This is a genomic window from Bacillus sp. AK128 (genome assembly GCF_053903075.1).
In genome coordinates, this window is record NZ_CP096379.1 from 1,270,041 (window position 1) to 1,295,509 (window position 25,469).

At 36.1% G+C, this 25,469-nt stretch carries 24 protein-coding genes; 20 read left to right on the top strand and 4 right to left on the bottom strand.

Annotation, left to right across the window (positions count from 1 at the left end):
- Window positions 1–150: 150 nt before the first annotated feature.
- Window positions 151–762 (top strand): superoxide dismutase SodA, encoded by a 612-nt coding sequence (sodA, locus tag M1D60_RS06045; protein WP_456278273.1) that lies wholly within the window; start codon window positions 151–153, stop codon window positions 760–762.
- A gap of 429 nt (window positions 763–1,191) precedes the next feature.
- Entirely contained in the window at window positions 1,192–2,481 is a 1,290-nt protein-coding gene (locus M1D60_RS06050; protein WP_456278274.1) for an MFS transporter, read from the top strand.
- 139 nt (window positions 2,482–2,620) lie between these two features.
- Here the strand turns inward: M1D60_RS06050 and M1D60_RS06055 are convergent, their stop codons facing one another.
- On the bottom strand, window positions 2,621–4,087 hold the full coding sequence (locus M1D60_RS06055; RefSeq protein ID WP_456278275.1) for an NADP-dependent isocitrate dehydrogenase: 1,467 nt from the start codon (window positions 4,085–4,087) through the stop codon (window positions 2,621–2,623).
- 284 nt (window positions 4,088–4,371) lie between these two features.
- On the opposite strand from M1D60_RS06055, the gene M1D60_RS06060 reads away from it, so the two are divergent.
- From M1D60_RS06060 to phoU, 5 genes are all read left to right on the top strand, one after another.
- A complete protein-coding gene (locus tag M1D60_RS06060; protein WP_456278276.1) occupies window positions 4,372–5,382 on the top strand; it encodes a PstS family phosphate ABC transporter substrate-binding protein in 1,011 nt (336 codons plus the stop codon).
- Window positions 5,383–5,496: 114 nt separating this feature from the next.
- Window positions 5,497–6,450 carry a phosphate ABC transporter permease subunit PstC gene (gene pstC / locus M1D60_RS06065; protein ID WP_456278277.1) on the top strand — a complete coding sequence of 318 codons (954 nt, stop codon included), beginning with the start codon at window positions 5,497–5,499 and terminating at the stop codon, window positions 6,448–6,450.
- Window position 6,451: 1 nt separating this feature from the next.
- Complete coding sequence (pstA, locus tag M1D60_RS06070) at window positions 6,452–7,336, top strand: phosphate ABC transporter permease PstA (protein ID WP_456278278.1); 885 nt, start codon at window positions 6,452–6,454, stop codon at window positions 7,334–7,336.
- Window positions 7,337–7,385: 49 nt separating this feature from the next.
- Window positions 7,386–8,189, top strand: coding sequence for a phosphate ABC transporter ATP-binding protein PstB (gene pstB, locus M1D60_RS06075; protein WP_456279365.1), 804 nt, complete (start codon window positions 7,386–7,388; stop codon window positions 8,187–8,189).
- Window positions 8,190–8,222: 33 nt separating this feature from the next.
- Window positions 8,223–8,882: a phosphate signaling complex protein PhoU gene (gene phoU, locus M1D60_RS06080; protein WP_456278279.1), complete on the top strand. Its 660-nt coding sequence runs from the start codon at window positions 8,223–8,225 to the stop codon at window positions 8,880–8,882.
- Window positions 8,883–8,906: 24 nt separating this feature from the next.
- Here phoU and M1D60_RS06085 read toward each other — a convergent pair whose 3' ends face one another.
- A complete protein-coding gene (locus M1D60_RS06085; protein WP_456278280.1) occupies window positions 8,907–9,425 on the bottom strand; it encodes a hypothetical protein in 519 nt (172 codons plus the stop codon).
- An 18-nt stretch (window positions 9,426–9,443) separates the two neighbouring features.
- The gene (locus M1D60_RS06090) at window positions 9,444–9,659 is read right to left on the bottom strand and encodes a hypothetical protein (RefSeq protein WP_456278281.1); all 216 of its coding nucleotides are present in this window, start codon (window positions 9,657–9,659) and stop codon (window positions 9,444–9,446) included.
- A gap of 251 nt (window positions 9,660–9,910) precedes the next feature.
- Here M1D60_RS06090 and M1D60_RS06095 point away from each other — a divergent pair, with 251 nt between their 5' ends.
- From M1D60_RS06095 to M1D60_RS06125, 7 genes are all read left to right on the top strand, one after another.
- Window positions 9,911–10,108 carry a hypothetical protein gene (locus tag M1D60_RS06095; RefSeq protein ID WP_456278282.1) on the top strand — a complete coding sequence of 66 codons (198 nt, stop codon included), beginning with the start codon at window positions 9,911–9,913 and terminating at the stop codon, window positions 10,106–10,108.
- A 339-nt stretch (window positions 10,109–10,447) separates the two neighbouring features.
- Window positions 10,448–11,095, top strand: a complete 648-nt coding sequence (locus M1D60_RS06100) for a DUF4912 domain-containing protein (protein ID WP_456278283.1) — start codon at window positions 10,448–10,450, stop codon at window positions 11,093–11,095.
- 12 nt (window positions 11,096–11,107) lie between these two features.
- On the top strand, window positions 11,108–13,882 hold the full coding sequence (locus M1D60_RS06105; RefSeq protein WP_456278284.1) for a 1,4-alpha-glucan branching protein domain-containing protein: 2,775 nt from the start codon (window positions 11,108–11,110) through the stop codon (window positions 13,880–13,882).
- Window positions 13,883–14,202: 320 nt separating this feature from the next.
- Entirely contained in the window at window positions 14,203–14,352 is a 150-nt protein-coding gene (gene rpmG, locus M1D60_RS06110; RefSeq protein ID WP_149218494.1) for a 50S ribosomal protein L33, read from the top strand.
- Window positions 14,353–14,431: 79 nt separating this feature from the next.
- Window positions 14,432–15,004 (top strand): 5-formyltetrahydrofolate cyclo-ligase, encoded by a 573-nt coding sequence (locus M1D60_RS06115; protein ID WP_456278285.1) that lies wholly within the window; start codon window positions 14,432–14,434, stop codon window positions 15,002–15,004.
- Complete coding sequence (locus tag M1D60_RS06120; protein WP_456279366.1) at window positions 14,997–15,785, top strand: DUF92 domain-containing protein; 789 nt, start codon at window positions 14,997–14,999, stop codon at window positions 15,783–15,785. Before M1D60_RS06115 ends, M1D60_RS06120 begins: the two co-directional genes overlap by 8 nt.
- A 151-nt stretch (window positions 15,786–15,936) precedes the next feature.
- Window positions 15,937–16,113: a hypothetical protein gene (locus M1D60_RS06125; protein ID WP_456278286.1), complete on the top strand. Its 177-nt coding sequence runs from the start codon at window positions 15,937–15,939 to the stop codon at window positions 16,111–16,113.
- 442 nt (window positions 16,114–16,555) lie between these two features.
- Here the strand turns inward: M1D60_RS06125 and M1D60_RS06130 are convergent, their stop codons facing one another.
- Window positions 16,556–17,428: a hypothetical protein gene (locus tag M1D60_RS06130; RefSeq protein WP_456278287.1), complete on the bottom strand. Its 873-nt coding sequence runs from the start codon at window positions 17,426–17,428 to the stop codon at window positions 16,556–16,558.
- A 153-nt stretch (window positions 17,429–17,581) separates the two neighbouring features.
- Here M1D60_RS06130 and M1D60_RS06135 point away from each other — a divergent pair, with 153 nt between their 5' ends.
- From M1D60_RS06135 to M1D60_RS06160, 6 genes are all read left to right on the top strand, one after another.
- Window positions 17,582–19,060, top strand: a complete 1,479-nt coding sequence (locus M1D60_RS06135; RefSeq protein ID WP_456278288.1) for a spore germination protein — start codon at window positions 17,582–17,584, stop codon at window positions 19,058–19,060.
- Window positions 19,061–19,302: 242 nt separating this feature from the next.
- Window positions 19,303–19,524 (top strand): YqgQ family protein, encoded by a 222-nt coding sequence (locus M1D60_RS06140; protein WP_456278289.1) that lies wholly within the window; start codon window positions 19,303–19,305, stop codon window positions 19,522–19,524.
- Window positions 19,517–20,488 carry an ROK family glucokinase gene (locus M1D60_RS06145; protein ID WP_456278290.1) on the top strand — a complete coding sequence of 324 codons (972 nt, stop codon included), beginning with the start codon at window positions 19,517–19,519 and terminating at the stop codon, window positions 20,486–20,488. Before M1D60_RS06140 ends, M1D60_RS06145 begins: the two co-directional genes overlap by 8 nt.
- 307 nt (window positions 20,489–20,795) lie before the next feature.
- Complete coding sequence (locus M1D60_RS06150; protein ID WP_456278291.1) at window positions 20,796–22,700, top strand: LTA synthase family protein; 1,905 nt, start codon at window positions 20,796–20,798, stop codon at window positions 22,698–22,700.
- A gap of 138 nt (window positions 22,701–22,838) precedes the next feature.
- Complete coding sequence (locus tag M1D60_RS06155) at window positions 22,839–24,035, top strand: M14 family metallopeptidase (protein WP_456278292.1); 1,197 nt, start codon at window positions 22,839–22,841, stop codon at window positions 24,033–24,035.
- Window positions 24,036–24,343: 308 nt separating this feature from the next.
- The gene (locus M1D60_RS06160) at window positions 24,344–25,468 is read left to right on the top strand and encodes a YqgU-like beta propeller domain-containing protein (RefSeq protein ID WP_456278293.1); all 1,125 of its coding nucleotides are present in this window, start codon (window positions 24,344–24,346) and stop codon (window positions 25,466–25,468) included.
- The last annotated feature ends 1 nt before the right edge of the window (window position 25,469 follow it).

A 25,469-nucleotide genomic window follows, 5' to 3' on the forward strand; every position in this document is an offset into this window, starting at 1 on the left:
TTTAAAAATAATGTCATGTTTTTAGGTTATATTTGGATATAATACTTGAGGTAAGTCTTATTGATTGAAAGAGACGGATTATTTTGGTAATCTAAAATCAAGCTGAACATTTTAGATGTTCAAACATACATATTAAGGGAGGAAATTAACATGGCAAAATACGAATTACCACAATTACCTTATGCATATGATGCTCTAGAGCCTCATATCGACAAAGAAACAATGAACATTCACCACACGAAGCACCACAATACTTATGTAACAAATGTAAATAATGCATTAGAAGGAAACGACGAGCTATTAAGCAAGAGTGTGGAAGAGCTTGTTTCTAACTTAGACGCAGTTCCTGAAAATGTTCGTACAGCTGTACGTAACAATGGTGGTGGACATGCAAACCATAGCTTATTCTGGACAATTCTTTCTCCAAATGGTGGTGGCGAGCCTACTGGTGAGCTAGCTGATGCAATTAATGCAAAGTTTGGTAGCTATGACAAGTTCAAGGAAGCTTTTGCTGCTGCAGCTACAACTCGCTTTGGTTCAGGTTGGGCTTGGTTAGTAGTAAATAACGGTGAACTTGAAGTAACTAGCACGCCAAACCAAGACTCTCCATTAATGGAAGGTAAAACTCCTGTTCTTGGTCTTGATGTTTGGGAGCATGCTTACTACTTAAATTATCAAAACCGTCGTCCTGACTATATTTCTTCTTTCTGGAATGTAGTAAACTGGGATGAAGTATCAAAGAGATTTACTGCAGCAAAATAAATTAATGCATAAAACGGCTCACCGCTTAGGTGGGCTGTTTTTATTTCTTTTTATGACTCTGTTAAAGTAGAGTGTTGATTTTTAGCACAGTTGATTGTAGTGGAAGGACGCGAGACTTCTGCGGGAGCAGCGTGACATATGACAAAGGAAATCACTTTGTCACTGGTGAGACCCCGGAAGCGAAGCTGGGAGGCTCACCGCACGCCCCGCGAAAAGCGAGTGTCCTGTAACGAAAATCAACAACAAAGATTAACAACCCTTTTTTTAGATATTTAACCACCCAAAAAAAGCCTGAATTCAAATCGGTTTTATGAATAACCCTAAATTATAATTCTTTATCTTCACATGGAATTATTAGCTAGTTACCTTTTTACATATCTCTCCCCTTTATGAGAGAAAATAGGAAACATACAAAAGGGGAGTAAGGATATGAAAATAAAAAAGATCATTGGTGATGTCGAAGTAAATAAAGATCTTATCCTACTACTAACAATTGGTGGGTTATATGCATTAAGTATTTCTCTGTCCAACACGTTTGTGAATGTTTATCTGTGGAAACAATCAGGGGAGTTTTTAGACATAGGCATTTACAATTTATCAATTGTTACACTTCAACCGATTACCTTTATTTTGGCTGGAAGATGGGCCAAAAAAATAGATCGGGTTATTGTTTTGAGGCTAGGGGTTTCTTCTTTAGCTATATTCTTTTTATCCGTATTATTTATAGGGGAGCATGCAGCTGACTACTTAATTCTACTAGGTGGCTTATTGGGAATCGGATATGGCTTCTACTGGCTTGCCTTTAATGTATTAACCTTTGAAATAACTGAGCCTGAGACCCGAGATTTTTTTAATGGCTTTCTAGGGTTGCTAAGCTCTTTTGCTGGCATGATTGGTCCTATTTTAGCAGGAACGATCATATCTAATATGGCTAAGTTCACTGGATATTCCGTCATCTTTACAATTTCCCTTATCCTGTTTTCTGGAGCGGTTGTTCTTAGCTTCTTCTTAAAAAGACGGCCTGCTCAAGGGAACTTTGATTTTATTCGAGTTATTAAAGAGCGAGCCCATAATAAAAATTGGCGAATGATTACGAATGCGAATTTTTTCCAAGGATTAAGAGAAGGAACCTTTGTTTTTATCATTTCAGTATTTGTCTTTATCACGACAAATAGTGAATTAGCATTAGGGAAATTCGGATTAGTTAATTCGGTTGTAGCGTTCTTTGGGTATTATATAATTACAAGAACAATAAAAGAGAAACACCGTAAAAAATCTATCTTAGTAGGAGGACTCCTCCTCTACGCTGCGATTTTTCTTATTGTTTTTGAACTATCCTATGCACGTCTTATCACGTATGCTGTGGTAATCGCAATTGCTTATCCACTTTTACTGGTTCCATATATGTCCTTATCTTATGATGTCATTGGGCAGGGATGGAACGCTGCAAAGATGAGAATCGAGTATATCGTAGTGAGAGAGCTGTTTTTAAATACCGGTAGATTTGTATCGATATTAACCTTTCTCTTTAGTGTTAATTTTTTTGATGAAACGAAAAGCATTCCAATCCTACTATGTGTTTTAGGTGCAGGCCATGCGGTCATTTATTTATTCATTAGACATGTTGAAATCAATAAAGACAAGCGAGATAAAACAAGTTATAATTCCACTGTTTCACAACGGAAGCTTACAGATGGTGAAGGTGGATCAACTGTATAGGATTTGCAAAAGAGAGTTTGGGGATTTTCCTGAGCTCTTATTTTTTATACATGCAGAAAATTAATGGACTTTACTATCTCAACATTGCTTACCAATACAAAAGACTTCTCCTTTATTTACGGAGAAGTCTTATCTACTTTTATTGCCCCTGACCTAAAGAGTAACCTCGTTCGTCATTAAATCTATATAGGTTTTCAATTTTAATAAAGTCTAATCCTGTTTGTTGAACTCGATCTAAAAGCTTAATAATGTCATCATTTGTTATTTCTGAGTTGGCGGCACTCATTTGGAAACGGCATCGCCAGTGATCGGTTGTAAACGTTTCAGGGAATCCGTTTGGATATACTTTAACGCCTCGGTTTGTGATTACTGCTAATGAAAACTCAGGTTCTGCAATTTTAACTAATTTTTCACCAATCTCATCAGCCGTTAAGTCATTATTAAATAAGAATACATCTACACCATCTAGTTTACGTACTACATCACTGCCTTTCCGGTCCTTACCTAACGGTGGCAGGGTTGATACCACTTCCGCTGAGTCTTTGTCGACATTTTTGTACTGAACAGGAGTATAGGTTGTTGGAGTTTGCCCTAGTCTTTCAATTACTGCTTCTGCAAATTCCATCGTTCCGACAGAGCCTCCCCCTTTTGCAATGTCTCCTGTATGGATACCATCTTCAATAGTTTTAAGCCATGCGTTATGAATTTTAGTTGCAACGTCAGCTTGATCAATATGAACCAGCATCATAATAGCTCCCTGGATTAATCCTGAAGGATTAGCAATTCCTTTTCCAGCAATATCTGGAGCACTTCCATGAATAGCTTCAAACATTGCAACGTGGTCTCCGATATTAGCTGAACCAGCGAGTCCAACACTCCCGGTTATTTGAGCAGCAACATCAGATGCAATATCACCATATAGGTTAGGCATGACAATCACATCAAAGTCTTGTGGAGTATCTGCTATTTTCGCCATTCCAATATCGATGATCCAATGTTCAGTTTCAATTTCGGGATATTCAACCGAGATTTCCTTAAACACTTGATGGAAAAGTCCATCTGTTAATTTCATAATGTTATCTTTTGTAAAGCACGTTACTTTTTTACGGTTGTTTTTTCTAGCGTACTCAAATGCATAACGAATAATTTTTTCAGAACCTGGCCGAGTAATAAGTTTTAAACATTGTACAACCTCAGGTGTTTGCTGGTGCTCAATACCTGCATATAAGTCTTCTTCATTTTCACGTATAATGACAAGATCCATATTGGGATGCTTTGTTTTTACAAAAGGAGCATAAGATACATTCGGTCTTACATTTGCATATAACCCTAATGTTTTTCGAATGGTAACATTTAAGCTTTTATAGCCCCCACCTTGTGGTGTTGTGATGGGACCTTTAAAAAATACTTTATTATCTCTAAGTGATTCCCAAGCATCATCAGGTATTCCAGATGAGTTTCCAGATAAATATACTTTTTCACCTATGTCTATAAATTCAGGCTCAATTCTAGCCCCTGCATATTCCAATACCTTTAAAGTAGCATCCATAATCTCCGGGCCGATACCGTCTCCTCTAGCAACGGTAATCTTACGTTTTTGTTCCATAATCAAATCTTCCTTTCCTTAATTGTGTGAGTCTATTAATAGTGTACCCCTACAATGGTATTCAAATTAATAGTAGAAGTAAATTGAAACACCTTTAAGAATCAAAAACAGTAATGTGACAAATACTATTTCTAGATATAGGTTAGAGATTCGTCTTACAATTACAAAATTCCACATGAATTTACAAAACCTTTACAAATGGTTTATACAAGGTTAATACTAAACCTTTATTCTAAAACACGTAGGACAAAACAAACAAAACACTCTTTAGGGGGAATAACGAAATGAAGAGCTTAAAAAGCTTACTATTACTTTTAGTTATGGCGTCATTAATGGCATTTGCTGCTGCTTGTGGCGGAGGAGAAACAGAAGAAACTACTGAAGGTGGTACTGAAGAAGCTGCTGAAGGTGAAACTGGTTCTGAAGAAGTAGAAAACACTGAACTAGAAGGTAGTGTTGTAATCGACGGTTCTGGTACTGTATATCCTTTCATGGCTAAAATGGCTGAAAACTATATGACAAATGAGCAAGAAGGAGTTTCAGTTGAAGTAAGCCGTGCTGGTACAAGTGCTGGTTTCAAGAAGTTCTTAGTTGCTGAAGGTGGAACGGATTTCAACGATGCATCACGTGCAATTAAAGATGAAGAAAAAGCTACTGCAGATGAGCTTGGAATTGAAGTAAAAGAATTAAAGGTAGCATTAGACGGATTAACTTTCGTTATTAATAAGGAAAACACTTGGGCAGCTGAACTAACTGAGCAAGAGTTAATTGATATCTTCCTAGCAAGCGCTGGTAAGAAATTATGGTCTGACGTTCGTGCAGATTTCCCAGCTGAAGAAATTAAAGCTTATGGTCCAAACGAAAACCATGGTACTTACGAGTTCTTCTTTGAAAATATTCTTGATGAGCAAGATCTAGTTGAAGGAATTAATCTACAACAAGACTACTCTACTTTAGTTAACCTAGTTGCTGAAGACAAGAACGCAATTGCATTCTTCGGATATGGTTACTATGTTAACAACCAAGATAAGTTAACAGCTGTAAATGTTGACTTTGGAAATGGTCCAATTGCACCATCTATCGATACAATTAAAGAAGATGGCGATTATGCAAACTTTACTCGTCCAGTATTCACATATTTAAATGTAGGTAATGCTAAGGAAAAGCCACAGGTATTAGATTATGCAATCTACACAATGAAAAACGCTGCTGATGTGGCTGCTGAAACTGGATTTGCTCCATTAACGGATGCAGAGCTAGAAGCTTATGTTACTGAATTAGAAGCTTTAAAATAATATTAATAGCTTGAAGATGAGAGCCTTTATATGGCTACTCATCTTCTTAGCTGTTTATTATAGGTATTAAATGAGTCCTTACTTAAGGTAAAGGATGAAAGGGGCTTTAAAGGAATGGGAAAATCCATGGTTGAAGATAAAGATAAAACCAATATCAGAGAACTAATAGATAAAAATAGAAGCACAGTAAGCTTTTCAACAATTGTTGAAAAAATAATGCCAAAATTACTACTAACAATAGCCATTATTTCGATTCTTACAACAATAGGTATTATCTTTACATTATTATTCGAAACGGTTGAGTTCTTTAAGCTAGTACCTTTTGTAGAATTCTTTACAGGAACGGTATTAAAACCATTAGGTGACAATGCTCAATTTGGAGTACTACCACTATTAACGGGTACGATTATTTCATCTACAATTGCTATGTTTGTAGCAATTCCAGTTGGGTTAATGACAGCTATATATTTAAGTGAGTATGCTTCAAATAATGTTAGAAAATTTTTAAAGCCAATGTTAGAAATACTTGCAGGGATTCCAACGATTGTTTATGGATTCTTTGCCTTCACTTTTGTCACTCCTCTTTTACGTGCGATTATACCAGGGCTAGAGCCAACAAATATACTTAGTCCGGGAATTGTGATGGGGATCATGATTATTCCAATGGTAGCTTCATTATCTGAAGATGCAATGAGTTCTGTTCCTAATGCTATGAGAGAAGGAGCATTAGGGCTAGGTGCAACTAAACTTGAAGTTACTTGGCGAGTTGTCATTCCAGCGGCTATGTCTGGTATAATTGCCTCCTTTGTACTAGGGATTTCTCGTGCAATTGGAGAAACAATGATTGTAACAATTGCAAGTGGAAGCTCTAAAAATTTCACATTTGATATTACCCAATCTATGCAAACCATGACTGCTTATATTGTAGAAGTAACTGGTGGAGATGCTCCAGCAGGATCGACTCTTTACTATAGCTTATATGCAGTAGCGATGACATTGTTTGTGTTTACACTTATCATGAATTTAATCGCACAGTATATCTCTCGTAAGTTTAGGGAGGAATATTAAAATGAAATATGTTAATGCAGAACAAGTTCAAAAGAAAATGAATAGCCGACTGCTAACGAATAATTTAGCTAAGTTCTTGTTTTTCTTATCCACAATTTTTGGTTTAATTGTTTTAGTTGTTTTGTTTTATCGTGTAATTTCCCAGAGTATGGGCTGGATTGATATGAATTTCATTACAAATAAACTTTCAACAGATCCTGAAAAGGCTGGAATAATGGGAGCCATTTTAGGTACACTTTGGTTAATGGTCGTAGTTGCGCCAGTGACAATGTTACTTGGGGTAGGTACTGCAATTTATTTAGAAGAATACGCAAGAAAAGGAAAACTACAAGCTTTTATCCAAACGAATATTTCTAACCTAGCAGGTGTACCTTCTATTGTGTTCGGTATTTTAGGTCTGACAGTCTTCGTGAGAACGATGGATTTAGGTTCAATCGTACTTGCAGGTGGACTAACCATGTCATTATTAGTTCTTCCTGTAGTAGTAGTAGCTAGTCAAGAAGCAATACGTGCCGTTCCACAATTCTTAAGAGAAGCTTCATATGGAATGGGAGCAACGAAATGGCAAACCATTAAAAATGTTGTGTTACCAGCTGCTTTACCTGGTATATTAACAGGTGTTATCCTAGCATTATCTCGTGCAATTGGAGAAACAGCACCATTAGTTGTAATAGGTATTCCTGCATTACTCATTCCTCTTCCAGAAGGTGTTTTAGATAAATTTACGGTTTTACCGATGCAAATTTATTATTGGACGATTGACGCTGCTTTAGTTGAAGAGTATGCAAACTTGGCTGCTGCAACGATTGTTATACTATTATTAGTGTTATTTGTTATGAATTCTATTGCAGTCATAATTAGAAATAAGTTTCAAAGAAGATTCTAAATTTGGAGGGGGTTTTAGTATGTCAGTTCTTACAGATAAAGAGAATAAAATGAAACCTGAAGTAGCACAGAAAGAAAATACACCGACCCAACAGAGTAAAAGGATTGTGTATGATACAAAGGATTTAAACCTTTGGTATGGTGAGGATCATGCGTTAAAAAATATCAACCTGTCTATACATGAAAATGAAGTAACGGCAATTATTGGACCATCTGGTTGTGGAAAATCAACATATATTAAAACATTAAATAGAATGGTGGAATTAATTCCTATTGTTCGTATTTCTGGGGATATTTTATATAGAGAAAGAAGTATTTTAGACAAGTCTTTCAAAGTGGAAGACTTAAGAACGAGAGTCGGAATGGTTTTCCAAAAACCTAATCCATTTCCAAAATCTATTTATGAGAATATTGCTTACGGACCAAAGATCCATGGAATACGTAATAAGAAAATTTTAGATGAAATTGTAGAAAGAAGCTTACGCGGTGCTGCAATTTGGGACGAGGTAAAGGATCGACTACATGAAAATGCATATGGTTTATCCGGTGGACAGCAACAGCGTTTATGTATTGCACGTTGTTTAGCTATTGAACCTGATGTAATCTTAATGGATGAACCTACTTCTGCATTAGATCCAATCTCTACATTAAAAGTAGAAGAATTAATTCAAGAACTTAAAAAGAATTACAGCATTATCATCGTTACTCATAATATGCAGCAAGCAGCTCGTATTTCAGATAAGACAGCATTCTTCTTAAGTGGAGAAGTCGTAGAGTACGGGGCGACTGACATGATATTCTCAAACCCTCATGATAAAAGAACAGAAGATTATATTACAGGTCGTTTCGGATAATTCAAAAAGAATAATATAAAGTTGGTGATTGTATTGACAGTACGTGAACGTTTTCAATATGACTTAGATAAGCTTACAGAAAAGCTTCTAGAGCTTGGACGGTTGGCTGAGCAGGCACACGAATCTGCGATGACCTCTCTTCTTGATCAAGATATTGAGAAAGCCTTAATGGTAATTGAAAATGATAATAGGATAGATAAGCTAGAAGAAGAGATTAATGATTTTGCTATCCTTTTAATCGCAAAACAAGCACCGGTTGCAGTGGATTTACGAAGAATTATGGTTGCTATTAAAATGGCGACAGATATTGAGAGAATGGCTGACCATGCTGTAAATATTGCCAAGTCGACAATAAGGATCGGTCCTGAAAAGTTAATAAAGCCATTAGAAGACATACCTAAAATGCATCGTCAAGCTTTAGAAATGCTCAGAGAATCATTAAAGGCTTATAAAGAGTTAGATTTACTTTTAGCAAAGAAGATTTCGGAACTAGATGATCAAGTAGATGATCTTTATGGTGGGATTACAAAGGAATTGTTATCCATGATGCCTAACCATCCAGAAGCAATTTCACAAATTACTCAGTTGGCTTTCGTAGCTAGGTATATTGAAAGAACAGCTGACCATGCGACGAATATCTCTGAAAATATTTTTTACCTTGTAAAAGGTCAGCATTACGATTTAAACGAGTAGGAAAAAGCCTTAGTCATTTATTGACTAAGGCTTTTTTGTAATCTTCCGGGCGATTTCTTCAATACTCATTGTACTTGACAGCTCAAAAGTGCCGATTTGAATTGAGCCTTCCCAGCCTTTGTTACTCAGGAAATCCGAAAGCTCAGTGCTACTTTTTATAATGTTTAGTTCTTCTAGCTTCTCACTAATTTCTGGCCCGGTCATACCCGCTTGAATCTCAAATAAGTAGATGACTTCTGGGGCATTGGTTGAGTCTTCCTCAACAGTTTCTTCATTTGTAGCTTCTAATAATTTTTGTTCAGTTTCTGCTAATTGACTGGATAGCTGATTAACCTGGTCCTCTAATCCTTGCAATTGCTGGTATTCCTCATTGGAAATAGTAGTCTGCTCAGCTTCTGCTAAATAATTTGCGACAGATTCGTCAGTTAAGGCTTGTCCTATATCTGTTTTGGAATCTCTATCAAACGTATAATAAGTTGCTGTAAGAAGCGCTGTGGTGAAGAAAATACCGATAGAAAACCCTTGTATGAACCCTTTACTCATAAATTACCTCACAATACTTTATTTCTTAAATGTATGTTGAAATTCCTCGTCATTAAATAATAGCTCTTCCTCGAGAACCTTCAGTCTCTTTTTCATTTGGTAATTTTCTTGCATAACTGTTAAGGATAATTGCTCTAGCTGAGCCTCAACATCTTTTATCTTATCTCGTTTGAAAAGGGATAGAATAAATAAAAGAATGGCGAACGAGAAAAGGCCAATAAAAATATATAGCATGGTTTCACCTCTAACTAAAAAAATTCACTTTAATTTCTTTTATATCATATAAGCTAACAAACAGAAACTTTATTATTTGACGATGTAGTTTTAAATATAGAAGGAAAAGTACTTTGTATCTATTTTACGCAATCACAGCACTTTTATCTATAAGTTTGAGTTAAAAACTAACATTCGGTCCAGGTGAGGGTATTTACATGTATGTAAACGTCACACGTATCTCAAACTAAACAGAAGGAGGGAAGTTAATTATGACTGATAAGAAAAGTGTAGGCAGTGAAAATTATATGGGTGATCCTAAAGCTGATTTGGCCAATGAAAAAATAAATAAAGATTTTTATGAAAACAAGAGAAACCTAGCAGGAGTTTCACCAGCTTTATTATTAAATAATGCACCAATCGTAGACAACGATGACCTTTATTATTTAGATCAAAGAAAAGAGCGGTAATTCGCTCTTTTTTTATTGTTTACCAGGAAATTATAAAACATCATTATTGTGGATAACTAGGCATAGTGCATTTTAATCCGGCTCCAGCGGCCAGCCCCTCGAGGTTAAATAACCTGAAGAGAATAAAATGGAAAGATCGCCATTTTCTTCTCTTCAGAACATTTACTTGTCGGGTCTAAACGGGGCGCTTGCGCCTTTTGATTTGTTATGAGAAATGTTTATACAAAACGCCATAATACGACAATTTGCGTTTATTGTAGAGTATTGAGGCAGGTGTTAAGATGGTAACAAGACAAGATTAAACGTGCAATGATTGATAATAAGAGGGGTGGTTAACAAGTGATTCAGGATATTATTAAGCTTAGAAATGAAGGACTTAGCTTTAGAGAAATAGCAAAAGAATTAGATTCTACGGTAGGAAAAGTACATTACCGTTGGAACAAGCATTTCAAGGATGGAACAGAAAATATTGAAGTTCAACCTCCTAAGCCATTAGCTCTCCTAAACGAACAACTGCCCTTTGCCTCGTATAATCTAGATACTATGTGTTTAATGGTTAAAGACTACTCTTCATTATATGTTTATTGGGAACTTTCAGATGTCAAAAAGAAATTCCTGGAACATATCTGTCAATTGAGTTGGAGTGATCTTCCTAAGTTAATAAAGGTTTATGATGTTACCTCATTGCTCTTTAATGGCTCCAACGCCCATCGTGAATGTGAAATTCCTATCCCTGAAATGACTAATAATTGGTTTATCACTGACCTTGAACCAAATAGAACGTATCTTACAGAATTTGGCATTAAAAGAGAAAACGGTAGCTTTTTTTCTATTCTTCGCTCCAATCCAATTGATACACCTCGTAATTCTCCGCATCAAGTTGGATTGTTCTCACATAACGTCCATCAATGGAAAACCGGTAAACAATCAACTCCAGATTGGCTTGAACAATTCTCTACCTATTCCTATTATGAAAAAATTAAATAGAGGGGTGATGTAATGAGTTATATGTATATAAATTTTGTCCTTCATGCCCATTTACCATATGTAAGACACAGAGAAGCAAACCGATTAGAGGAGAGGTGGCTGTACGAGGCGATTACAGAAACTTATATTCCTTTACTTTGGAATTTGGAGACTGGAGGGAATCAGTTGTGGACGATTTCTTTTTCCCCTCCTCTAATGGAAATGCTCGCAGATCCCTTAATCCAAAGGAGATACCTACATCATTTAGATAAAACAGATTCTTTAATTAAGAAAGAATTAGAGAAGACGAGTAGTGATAAGGAATTAAAAGTAGCACATTTCTATCAAGAAAGGTTCCTCGCCATTCGAGAAACGTTTTTAAAGTGGAATCAAAATCTCCTAACAGGTTTTAAGTATTACTTTGAACAGGGGAAGATTGAATGTATTACATCTTCAGCCACTCATACATTTCTTCCATATCTACAAACTGAACAAGGTTTACATATGCAAATTACACATGGAATTAGCTGCTTTGAAAAGCATTTTGGAGTAAGACCCAAAGGTATGTGGTTACCCGAGTGTGCCTTCACACCTGGAGTTGATAAGAGATTACATTTAGAAGGAATCAATTTTACATTTGTTGATGAACATGCCTTACTACATGCTGATCCGACACCTAAAAATGGAGTAGGTGCTCCTGTCTACTCTCCACATGGAGTGGCTCTTTTTTCTAGAAATCAAGCTTTATCTAATTATATATGGAGTTCTTCATACGGCTATCCTGGGGATCATGATTATCGAGAGTTTTATCGAGATATTGCCTATGATCGTGACTGGGAATACATTTTACCGTACATACATCCAGAAGGGATTAGAGTAGATACAGGTTTGAAATACCATCGAATTACTGGCAATACGGAAGAGAAAGAGTTTTATGACCCTGATATTGCGAGGAAAAAGGTGGAGGGACATGCTCACCATTTTAGATCCATCCTTCAACAGCAGCTTAACGATTATGGAAATCAAGCTTTTCCACCTCATATTGTAACGTTACCCTTTGATGCTGAGTTATTTGGTCATTGGTGGTTTGAAGGCCCGAAATGGCTAGATGAACTACTTTCCCATGAAATTAATCGAGTGGAGGCAATTACTCCGACTTCTTTTTTAAAGCGACATCATCAGGATTTAGAAACTGCCCATGTTTCTTTTTCAACATGGGGTCGTGATGGGTACGGGGATGTTTGGTTAAATGAAAAGAATGAGTGGATGTATCGACATTTGCATTGGATGGAAAAGAAACTAATTGAAATCACTGCTACAGAAAAAAGAGATGATGGGTTAACGAAACGAGCAATTCAACAATTAGCAAGAGACTGGATGCTAGCGACTAGCAGTGATTGGGCATTTATCTTAGATAATGAAAGTGCGAGTCATTATGCTGATCGTAGGTGTAAAGAACATATAAACCGATTCCATTTTCTAATAGAGAATTTGAATAATAAGACTTTGTCAGAAGAACTATTAGTAAACCTCGAAGCAGATTATCCATTTTTAGAAGATATCGATATAGAACCTCTATTGTCGGTTCATGATCAATACGTAGGGAATCAACTTCACTCAGAACCATCAAGGAAAGTACTGATACTTTCATGGGAATATCCCCCTCGTATTATTGGAGGACTTGCAAGGCATGTTTATGAATTATCAAAGTCTATCGCTGAGCAAGGATATGAAGTATTTGTTTTGACAATGAATGAAGCGGATTGTCCCTTTTATGAGTATTCAGAGGGAGTTCATATTTACCGAGTCGACCATTATCAGGCCACACAGGAGAACTTTCTTAATTGGATTGATAGCCTGAACTTATCATTAATTGAACAGGCGTTAGAGCTTTCGAAAATAATAAAGTTCGATGTTATTCATGCCCATGACTGGTTGGTAGAAGGAGCGGCTATAGGTTTAAAGGAATCATTTGGAATCCCATTAGTTGCAACTATTCATGCAACTGAGAAGGGAAGAAATAGAGGGATTTTCACATCTCTTCAGAACACGATACAAAATAGAGAAATCTCTCTAATTAAGGAAGCCTCTTCCATTATTGTTTGTAGTGAATATATGAAGGGTGAAATTGGTTTGCTAGACTCACAATCTGAAAATAAAATTAGAGTGATTCCAAACGGAGTGGATTGGTCATACTTTCAGCAATTAGATGGACTAGATGAAAAGTGGACCGAATATATCGGTAATCCTGTTGTGTACTCAATAGGAAGAATCGTTCCAGAAAAAGGGTTTCAAACCCTGATAGAAGCAGCCCCGTTAGTTTTACAAAAGCACCCCAATGTAAGTTTTATGATTGGTGGAAAGGGCCCTTTAGAGAAAGAGTATGATGATCTCATTAGTAAAAAAAATTTAAGAGACCATGTCCGATTAATTGGTTTTATTAATGATGAAGAGCGTAATCAGTTATTGAGAAATTGTGATGTGGCTGTATTCCCAAGTCTGTATGAGCCTTTCGGTATTGCAGCTTTAGAAGCAATGATTGCTAAAAAACCGGTAATCGTATCCGATACAGGGGGACTGACTAGCTTTGTTAAAAATGGTATAACAGGCTTAACAGTTAGTCCAGGATCTGCTGAAGAGCTAGCTAAAGCCATCTGTGTATTGCTCAGTAATCGCCCGCTAGCAATGAAAATGGCTCATAAAGGCCAACAGGTGGCACTTAATGAATATAACTGGTCTACAATTGGGAAGAGAACGGTGGAATATTATGAAAGTCAACTGAATCTGGAGGCGAGTATAAGGAGCTGATAGTTGAAGGCAGAGGTTATTCTAGCGGGTGGAACAGGTATGCAATGATGAATAGCCTCATTTATTGGAACAAATACAGTTATATCTCGTTAATGACTCAAACTCTAAGAACAGGGTTATACTAAAATTAGATAGTGTCATGGGTGAGAATTGTGATATTATGACAGAAATATTACCAAGAATGATGATTAGTTTCACTAGTAAACAATAGATTTTACTAACATATTTTAAACAACAGAAATATAGCTGGTAATTCATTTTAAAAAATGATATCATAGTAAAGTCTGATTGAATGTATTCACAGTTTGGAGGGATATATAATGCGCGTAACTGTTACTCTAGCATGTACAGAAACTGGCGATCGTAACTATATTACGAAAAAAAATAAGCGTAACAATCCAGAACGTATTGAGCTTAAAAAATACAGCCCAAGACTTAAGAGAGTTACTCTTCACAGAGAAACTAAGTAATGATTACTTAGCATAGCCGTAAGCCTTATAAAAGGTTTACGGCTATTTACATTCATAAAGAAGATAGAGAGGTCTTATTATGATGAAAACAAAAAAAGAGTTAAGGCTTGAAATTAAGTCCAAACTTCAAAGCTTATCTACATATGAATTTGAACAAGCTAATAAACGAATAGTCGAACAGTTTTTTAATACGGAGTCTTGGAAGAAAAGTGACTCATTAGGATTAACCATTTCCCGGGGAAGGGAAATTGAAACAAAAACGATTATAGAACGAGCCTGGGCAATGGGGAAAAAGGTAGCCGTTCCAAAGTGCTTTCCAGAAGAAAAACGAATGTCTTTTTATTTTATTACTAGTAATCAACAATTGGAGGAAGTTTTTTTTGGTCTAAAAGAACCCATTCCTTCTATGACCGAGCCTGCTTCAGAAATAGACCTTGATCTATTAATTGTTCCAGGTATTTGTTATACCAAGAAGGGGTATCGAATTGGCTATGGAGGAGGCTATTACGACCGTTACCTTGAGAATTATCATAACTCCACTCTTTCTTTATTGATGGAATGTCAGCTTGTCCCAAAAATTCCAATCGAACCACATGATTTCTCTATTCAACAGATGATTACAGAAGAACGGATTATTACATGTGATGAATAATGTGTTATTTGTTTTTTTATTTATTATGGTCGTTTCTTTAATGGGTTATAGGATTAAATCACTGACCATTAGTGGTGCTATAGCCGCTTTTATGGTTGGATGCCTAGTTTCAATAGGGTTTGGTATTAATGGACTTTTACTTTTAGGTGTATTTTTTTTAACCTCTAGTTTATGGAGCAAATATAAACGAAATGCGAAGAAATCGATGGATGAGATTACCGAAAAAGGTGAAACAAGAGATTTTACCCAAGTGTTGGCAAATGGCTTGGTTCCAGCTTTATGTGGACTGTTTAATTGGCTTTATCCTTTGGATTATTTGCTTATCGCTTTTATCATCTCTATTGCTGCAGCTAATGCCGATACCTGGGCATCTGAACTAGGAAGCTTGAGTAAAAAAAATCCTGTTCATGTATTACAGATGAAACGAGTCAATCCTGGAACTTCTGGTGCTGTTTCAACGTTAGGGATAATTGCATCTATTTTAGGAGCAGGGGTAATCGCTGGGACTTCATTCTTCTTGTATCCAGTCTCCTTATTTACCCTTCTGATTATCATTGGATTAGGTACGATTGGTTCACTATTTGATACGATTATTGGTGCAACGATTCAAGCAAAATACCGTTGTGCCTCCTGTAACGTCTTAACCGAAAAAAGAGTTCATTGCGGAACCTCTACTTATCTGGAAAGAGGATGGAGGTTGGTTAATAATGAGGTAACCAATTTAGCCTCCATTCTAGCTGCTACAGCACTTGGTGTAATGGTATATTTTTTATACCATTGATAAGGAGAAAACTTAAAGTCTACTTAGACGAAATACCATCATTAGCGAAACCTATTTTCGACTATTAAGTACTAAACAACATAAAACAGTGCTAAAAATAAACGGATAAAAAAACACCTTCTGCTACAAATTATGAGTAGGAGGGATGACTTTGCGTAATTCAATTCTCATTACAACCATCGTATTGTTCTTGTTTACCTTAGTAAAAAAGCGTTATAAAGTATTGAACTCTATTCTCCGTAACCCAATGATTCGTCGTTTAGTCGTGAAATTCGCTATGCAATTACCTTTTATTAGACAACAATTTCTAAAGCAAGCATTTAGATGAGTAAAGGCTGGGACATAAGTATTTCCAGCCAGTGATAAACCCGAACAATTTGGTGATATTTTGATGTATCTTTCACCTACTAGTTCGGGTTTTTATTTGTTACTTTCAATCGATTTGTTAATTTGCATACTATTTTTAAAACCTAGTGGAATGGAGCGGAAGACACTTGACTCCTGCGGGAGATGGAGGAAAGGTCGAGACCCCGCAGGCGCAGCCGAGGAGGCTCGACTTCCTCCCCGCGGAAAGCAAGTGTCTGCAGCGCAATGGAACAACCCTGTTTTTCCAGCTTAACTAGTTAATAAGTATAAAAAAGACGAAAACAGGATTATATTTGATAGGGAGAGTAATTTTGAGATTATTCGTCTTTGAGACTGGGATGGTAGGTTTTTTCCCAGCCTCTTTGTATTTGTTTGTTCTAAAGGCTAAGTTTGCATTCGAAGTATTATAATTCTTGAACAAGTTTGATCTTCTCCCCATTTTTTCCTTCTATGAGTACGTAAATATGAGTTAAGTCTTTGCTTAATAAAATGAGCGGTAACTTACTTCCTATTGGTGAGATTGTCTCATTAGGTGATAGCTGAATGCCTAGTAGGTAGTTCTTATAAAGGCCTTCCCATAATTGGCCCACTACCTTTTGTGAGCTTTGTTCGTCTAAACCAGGTAGAGCCTCCTCATTAAACTTCAACAGCTCTAATATTGTAAATTCATGATACTGTTCACGATTTATTTCAAAATGCTTGATGAGTTCATTCCAGCTATATTGCAAATGCTGAGCAATCACATGCTCCAAAATCTTTTTCCACTCTTCCTGCTCTTTATTTTCTGGTGTTCGAAAAGATTCAAGAGGAGTAAAGGAAGAATCAATGACGTACAAATAGTCTCCAGTCATTTTTTGGGCACTCTTAATTTGATCATCTTGTAAGTGAACCTCAGCGTGGTGAAGGGAGATTGTTTGAAGTAAGCTGCTATCTTCCCCTTTTATTTTCTTGTCTTTTTCCATTAGAGCTACTTCTTCTTTCCAATCAGATAGAGTCTCTGTTAACACACCATCTACATATAAAAAAGAAATATCCTGTCTAAGATATACTTCTTTATCCGTTTCTGAAACAGCCTCCCATTCAACAGTATACTCATCATCATCCTTTTCGTTTAATAACGTGAGTTTAGTTTCAGCCGTTAAAAAGGCAAGGGAAGGATCAATCGGAAAATAGGTTAAGCTTTCTCTGGACTCTTCAGGATATAAAAATTTAGAAATCGTTAGTGCTAATAAGGACATAATAATAAGGAACATGAGTAATTTGGGGTTTAATTTCATTTCTCCCTCTCATCCTTTCTGGGGACAACCTTTAATAAAACCTATGAAAGGATGAGCCATATCATTCCACTATAATAGGAAATGAATGAATGGCAGGTATGTTTCTATCATATTTCGTTAATGATGGAATTAGATTGCATAGATTGTGAATCTATGAACCATGAGGTGAGAAGATTGAATAAAGTGAAAAAACAAGTTTCTAATAAGATAGATGAAAATCTTACATATCTAAAACAAGAGCTTGGCGTTGATAAGAGCTTTGACGTCATTCAATTAGATCAAGAATATGCTGGCAGAAAGATGTCAATGTTCATGATTGACGGATTTGCGAAGGATGATATTTTACATCTTATTATGAAGTTTTTAGTTTCTCTTGAACCTGAGCAATTAGAACCAGATCCATTAGACAAACTTTTAAAGAAATATATTCCTTATGTTGAGGTTGAAAAGGTCGATGATTTAGACGCTGTAGTGGATACTGTATTAGCTGGTCCAACAGCATTAGTAGTTGATGGAATTAACTATGTCATTATTATTGATGCTCGTACGTATCCAGTAAGAGGACCCCAAGAGCCCGACACAGAAAGAGTAGTAAGAGGAGCAAGAGATGGTTATGTAGAAACGATTGTCTTTAATACGGCCTTAACAAGACGTAGAGTAAGGGATCGAACACTACGAATGGAATATCAACAGATAGGTCGACGAAGTAAAACCGATATTTGTATATGTTATATAGAGGATATAGCAGATCCTGAGCAGGTTATAGCCGTAAAGAATTCGATAAGCAAAATCGATACAGATGGCTTACCTATGGCAGAGAAAACAATAGAAGAATTTATTTCAGGGCGGCATTTCAATCCTTACCCTGTTGTGAGATACACAGAACGACCTGATACGGCAGCTGCTCATTTATATGATGGACATGTCCTTGTCATTGTGGATGGGTCACCGAGTGTGATTATTACTCCAACCACCTTTTGGCATCATTTGCAACATGCCGAAGAATATCGAAATAAGCCTGTAGTAGGAGGATATTTAAGATTAGTTCGTTTTATCGCTGTCTTTGCATCTATGTTTATATTGCCATTATGGTACTTATTTGCAGCCAATCCAGAATTACTCCCAGAAGGGTTAGGTTTTATAGGCCCGAATGAAGAAGGGCAAGTCCCATTATTTCTACAAATTTTAATCATTGAAGTTGGTCTCGATATGCTGAGGATGGCAGCCATACATACACCCACCTCACTTGCTACAGCACTTGGCTTGGTTGCAGCGCTAATGGTAGGACAGGTTGCTGTTGAGGTTGGATTGCTATCTAATGAAGTGATTCTTTACTTCTCTATTGCTGCGATTGGTACATTTGCTACACCTAGCTATGAACTAAGCTTGGCAAATAGAATTATCCGAATCCTTTTATTAATCCTTACTGCAGTTGGTGGTGTAATAGGGTTTGTTATAGGGACTACAGCATGGATTTTACTTCTTGCAAGAATGAAGTCCTATAACGTTCCTTATATGTGGCCATTTATCCCATTCTCTTATCGTGCGATGCGAGATATTCTATTCCGAGCACCAATTCCGCTGAAGCATAGAAGACCAACTGCCCTTCACCCTAAGGATCCTGACAGATAATAATTTAATTGAAAGCTTAAGTACGAGGTCTCTATAAATGGACTAAAACCAAAAGTAGAAACCATTTTATTAAGAGGTAAGCCTACCGTACTTGGGCTTTTTTTGGTTTGGTATCAATGACAAAGGAGTTTCACCCAACCAACTCAGTTGGAAATGAGGTTTTCTATTGACCAAACATAAAATCATCTATAATCTAAATTATGGATTACTTTAATTGAACTTATGTTTAGTAGGTGATGTGGTTGAACACAATTTATGATGTGCAAAAATTATTAATCCAATATGGTACGCTAATCTATATTGGCGATCGTTTGGCTGATTTAGAAATGATGGAAGATGAGCTTCGGGAGTTATATGATTCCAAAATCCTACAAGCACATGATTATAAATTAGGCCTATTAATTGTTAGACAGGCTGCAGAGGTAGAAAAAGAAAAGAGAAAAAGGAATGAGAGTAATGACTAAAAAATGGCTAGCTGGAATAGATATTGGTGGAACAACGATTAAAATGGCGTTCATCTCTCTTAGTGGAGAAATTGAATATAAGTGGGAGATCCTAACAAACGTTGAAAATGGTGGAGAGGCAATTATCCCTGATATTGCATATGCTCTAAAAAATAAGCTGAAGGAGTTCGAAGGCCAAAACGAACTAATAGGAATTGGAATCGGGGCCCCTGGGCCAGTTCAAATTGAAACCGGCTTAATTTATGAAGCTGTTAATCTTGGATGGAAGAACTACCCACTAAAGAATAAATTAGCAGAAGCCACTGGACTGCCAGTGATGGTTGATAATGATGCAAATCTTGCGGCACTCGGCGAGATGTGGAAGGGTGCGGGAGAAAAAGCAAAAAATGTAGTAGTTGTTACGTTAGGTACTGGTGTTGGTGGTGGAATTATTTCAAATGGCCAAATTATCCATGGAGTCAATGGGGCTGGTGGAGAAATCGGTCACATTACCTCCGTAACTGTAGGCGGAGTACCATGTAATTGTGGCAAGACAGGCTGCTTAGAGACAATTGCATCAGCAACGGGAATTGTTAGACAGGCATTGGATGAATTGAATAACCATGTGGAATCCAAGCTTTATCACCTATTTGATTCGAATGGAAGTATTTCAGCTAAAGATGTGTTTGATGCAGCTAAGGAAAGTGATTCGTATGCCCTACATATTATTGATCAAACTGCATTTCATTTAGGACTTGCACTTGCGAATCTTTCTAATGGAGTAAACCCAGAGAAAATTGTCATTGGCGGAGGTGTATCCCGAGCAGGTGATGTATTAATTAATCCAATTGAGGAATATTTTAGAAGATTTGCTTTTCCAAGAGTAGCGATAGCGGCTGAATTATCAGTAGCGACATTAGGAAATGACGCAGGTGTAATTGGCGGAGCTTGGTTAATTAAGGAAGAGCTTGGTCGAGAAAAATAAAATATTTATTTCACCATAATAAATCGAGGTCTCTAGAGTAAGGAATAGAGATCTCTTTTTTTATGGAATATAAGAACAGATAAAAAAAAATGAAACTTTTTATCACTTTAATTCGTCTTAATAGACGAGCCTAAAAAAATAGGCCGACCATATTTTATTATAAAAAAGATAATAAAAATTAACCATTGATTTTTTGTTAAGAAGATATTAAGATTAACTATGTTTCCTTTTCAAAATGCCCAAAAATTGTAAAATTGACTGCAATATTCTGATAAAATGGATTAGTTTTTATTGAGGAGGTACCAGCATGAATATTAAATCTACATTCATAAAAATGTGGCCATTATATTTAACCATTATTATGTTATGGCTTAAAACGTATATAGTCTATAAGACTAGCTTCGATATAAAAATAGAATCTTTGATGCAGGAATTAATCCTGTTTATTAACCCCTTAAGCTTCTTATTATTCTTTTTTGGAATAGCTTTATGGGTTAAAGAGAAGTCAAGAATTCGTTTATTATTTATATTTAGCTTTATAACAAGCTTTATTCTGTTTGCCAATGTAGTCTATTATCGATTCTTTAATGATTTCTTGACGATTCCAGTTTTATTCCAAACTAGTAATATGTCAGATCTTGGGAATAGTGCTTCTGAATTAATACATGTTTCAGACATATTAATTTTTAGTGATCTATTCATTCTTTGGGTTGTACTAGCCTTTGCTAAGAAGAACAACCTAATGTCTAGAGTACAACCATTGCTTAAAAGAGAGAAAATCTCTTATATTTTATTAGCTACGATTATCTCTGTTGTAAATCTTGGTCTTGCTAATGCTGAAAGACCACAATTATTAACGAGAACCTTTGACCGTGAAATGTTAGTTAAAAATATTGGAACTTATAATTTCCATATATATGACATCATTTTACAATCAAAATCATCAGCACAAAGAGCTTTTGCTGATGGAAGTGAATTTGTTGAAATTGAGAACTATATTAAAGCAAATATTCGTCAACCTAATGATGAATTATTTGGCCTTGCTAAAGACAAAAATGTTATCCTAATTTCCATGGAGTCAACTCAAAGTTTTGTCATTGGAGAAACGATTGATGGGGAAGAGATCACTCCATTCCTCAACGACTTCATCGAAGAAAGTTATTATTTTGATAATTTTTATCACCAAACAGGTCAAGGGAAAACCTCTGATTCTGAGTTTCTTGTAGACAATTCTTTATATCCATTAGGGCGTGGTGCTGTTTTCTTTACACACGGATCAAATGAGTACCAAGCAACTCCGGAGCTTATTAAGGAGTATGGGTATTATTCATCAGTCATGCATGCGAATAATAAGAGTTTCTGGAATCGCGATATTATGTATCAATCACTTGGTTATGATCATTTCTTTGAAATCGGCGATTATGAAGTAAATGAAGAGAATTCAATTGGTTGGGGACTAAAGGATAAAGAGTTCTTTGAACAATCAATTGAGCTTCTAAAATCCCAACCAGAGCCATACTATACGAAATTCATTACACTAACCAATCACTTCCCGTTTGAATTAAATGAAGAGGATAAGCTAGTTAATGAATATACGTCAAATAGTCGTACTTTAAATCGCTATTTCCCGACTGTTCGTTATACGGATGAAGCCTTAAAACACTTTATCCAACGATTAAAGGATGAAGGAATTTATGATAAGTCAATCATTATCCTTTATGGTGACCACTATGGAATTTCAGAGAACCACAATAAAGCAATGGCACAATTTTTAGGAAAAGAAGAAATTACACCATTTGATAGTGTACAGTTACAACGAGTTCCACTAATTGTTCATATTCCGGGACAAGAAGGTAAAAAGATCTCTAATGTTACGGGGCAAATTGATTTAAAACCAACGATCCTTAATCTAATGGGAATTAGCACAAATGACCATGTTCAATTTGGATCAGATTTATTCTCAGACAATAAATTGCCATTTACTGTGTTAAGAGATGGTAGCTTCATTACCGATAAGTATGTATATACAAATAATCAATGTTATGACAAATCAACTGGAGAGGTAACAGACGCTAGTAGCTGTGAGCCTTTTATGGATAAAGCTAAGAAAGAACTGGAATACTCCGATAAAATTGTCTATGGTGATCTACTTCGCTTCTATAACGGAAATGACTATCTCGGAGAAGAAGCCATTATTCAACAACAAAATTAACACAGCAAAAGACCTTGATTACATATCAAGGTCTTTTTGTTATCAGTATAATTACAAAAGGAAAAGCCGGTTTATCTATTAATATTCCTTCACTTGAACTCATACATTAAATCAGCAATGTAAAAGGAGGTAGAGGTTATGGAAGTTACCGTCAGACAAGGAGACACACTATGGCATTATTGCCAACTGTTTGGGTTGCCTTTACATTTGTTGTTGGACTCGAATGAAATAGAAGATTATCAAAACTTACAAGTAGGAGATCACGTCAAAATCCCAGGCTTTATCATGGAACCCTATAAGATTAAATCCGGTGACACGCTTTGGACGCTCGCACAAGAAAGGAATTTGAGTGTGGATGCACTCTTGCTATTAAATCGGCAACATCCTCATTCTTCACATTTACAAGAAGGTGAAACGATTGATCTTCCCCGAAGGATTACAGAGCGTGTTATAAGTGGGAATCAAGAATATCCATATACAAGGTTAGTAGAAGACGTTCATCTTTTACAAAAACATTATCCATTCATTACCTTGGATACTGTAGGGAAATCGGTATTAGGGAAAGAACTGATCGAAATAAAAATAGGTAACGGTCCTAAAAAGGTTCATATGAACGGTTCCTTTCATGCAAATGAATGGATTACAACAGCTGTAATTATGCAGTTTATCAATGACTATCTTTATACATTGACCAATAATGGTTCCATCAATGGAATCTATATGCTTCCTTTTTATCATGAGGTGACTCTGTCTATTGTACCAATGGTAAACCCTGATGGAGTAGACCTTGTATTAAGTGGGCCACCTACCGAAGAGCCTTATCAATCAATGGTAAAGGACATTAATAATGGGAGTCTTGATTTTTCTAATTGGAAGGCCAATATCCAAGGGATTGATCTTAATAACCAATATCCTGCCAACTGGGAAATTGAGAAAGAACGGAAAGTGCCAAAAAAACCAGCACCAAGAGATTATCCAGGAGATGAGGCGTTAACTGAGCCTGAAGCAATTGCAATGGCTAACTACACTGAAAAGAATGATTTTAATAGAGTCCTAGCGTTCCATACACAGGGGAAAGAAATGTACTGGGGCTATTTAGACTTAGAACCTTCTGAAGCAGGCCTAATTGCAAAAGAATTTGAACGAGTCAGTGGCTATAAGGCAATCCAACATATCGACAGCCATGCAGGGTATCGTGACTGGTATATCTATAAGTGGAAGAGACCGGGCTACACCATTGAATTAGGGGAAGGTGTAAATCCTTTACCACTTTCCCAATTTAATGAAATTTATAAAGAAAGTATAGGGATTTTTTTAGCAAGTCTATATATGTAATGATTACCTGCCAAATACAGTCGCAAATTCGGCTGTATTTTTCTTTTTGATTGTCTAAAGTTAAGGCTATATCTCTTTAAACTCTCCCTTTAAGAGGACTACTTACAGAAATTTTCTTATAATTATTCCATTCAAAATGTAGTAGTTTCTTTTTAATAATTGTCACGAGACAGGTAGCATGGATCATGTTTATATTCCTTTGGTTATGGTACGATATGAGTAGATTTATAAAATTTCTATGTGAAGAATTGTAACCTTTTTCTGTCAATTGCGTAAGTACATATGAGGTCGTTTTTGGGGGTGAGGGCATGGTAAAGGGAGTTATTACGGTAATTACAATTTTATTAGCAAGTATGTTCCTTTCAAGCTGCTCCTCTACTAAGTTTATTGGGACCGAACACGCAAATGAAAGACAGGTTCAAGTAGGTGAAAAGACAATACCCTCAGGGAAGTTTATGGGGGAGGTCGATGTTAAACCCATTGACTTAGAGGGGGAGCTGTTTCATTCCATAGCGGATTGGTATAATCAGAATAATATTTTATATATTGTAAATAATGCTAATCAGAAAGGTTCTAAGATCATCCGGTATCATATCTATACGGGCGAAAAAGAAGTCTTTTATGAAACACCACATCAAATTATCTCCCTAGAGGGTAGTGAAAATGGTACATATTTTGCCATCCATACATCGATCTCTAATCTTGAGGCTAATATTGTGATAGTTGATAAACAAGGTTCGAAATTAATGAGTTCTACCTTGCAATCTACAGAGCTGCAATATATTTGGAATCCATTTTCAGAAGGTAAGCTGTTTATTACCAGTTTTCAGGAGGACTGGTCCTTTCAAAACTATCTAATTGATATAGAACGATTAGTGACTGAGAAAAGTGAAATAGATCAGCCTTTTATTCAATGGATGAATGAGTCAAGTGTAGCTTACCTAAAATGGGAAAACGAACAAAGTGGGAATACAGCTCCTCTTTATGTATATGATTTGGAAGAGAAGACTGAAAAGTTAGTGAAAGAGAGTATAGTTGGCTTTCATACCTATAAAGAGTTATTAGTTACGATAACACCATTAGAACAATATTCTTTATACGAGTTTATTGACCCTAAAACGATGGAACCCATTCAGAGTCTACAGCTTCCTAATATAACCACCTACTCAGATCGATGGTGGGTACCAAATTTTGATCATAATTCCAAAACAGAAAGCTTTGTTTACTATAAGCCAATCATGAGGGAAACTGACGTAGAGGCTTTGCAATTAATGAGCTATTCATTACCAACTGGTCAAGAAGCTATACTACTAGAAGGAGTTGATGATTTACCAGTTCTTTTATCTCCTGATGGTAGCATTGGTTTAATTGGCTACCAACATGAAGAAATACTTAACTTAGAAACCAATGAACTTAAATTTTTAATTCAGTAAA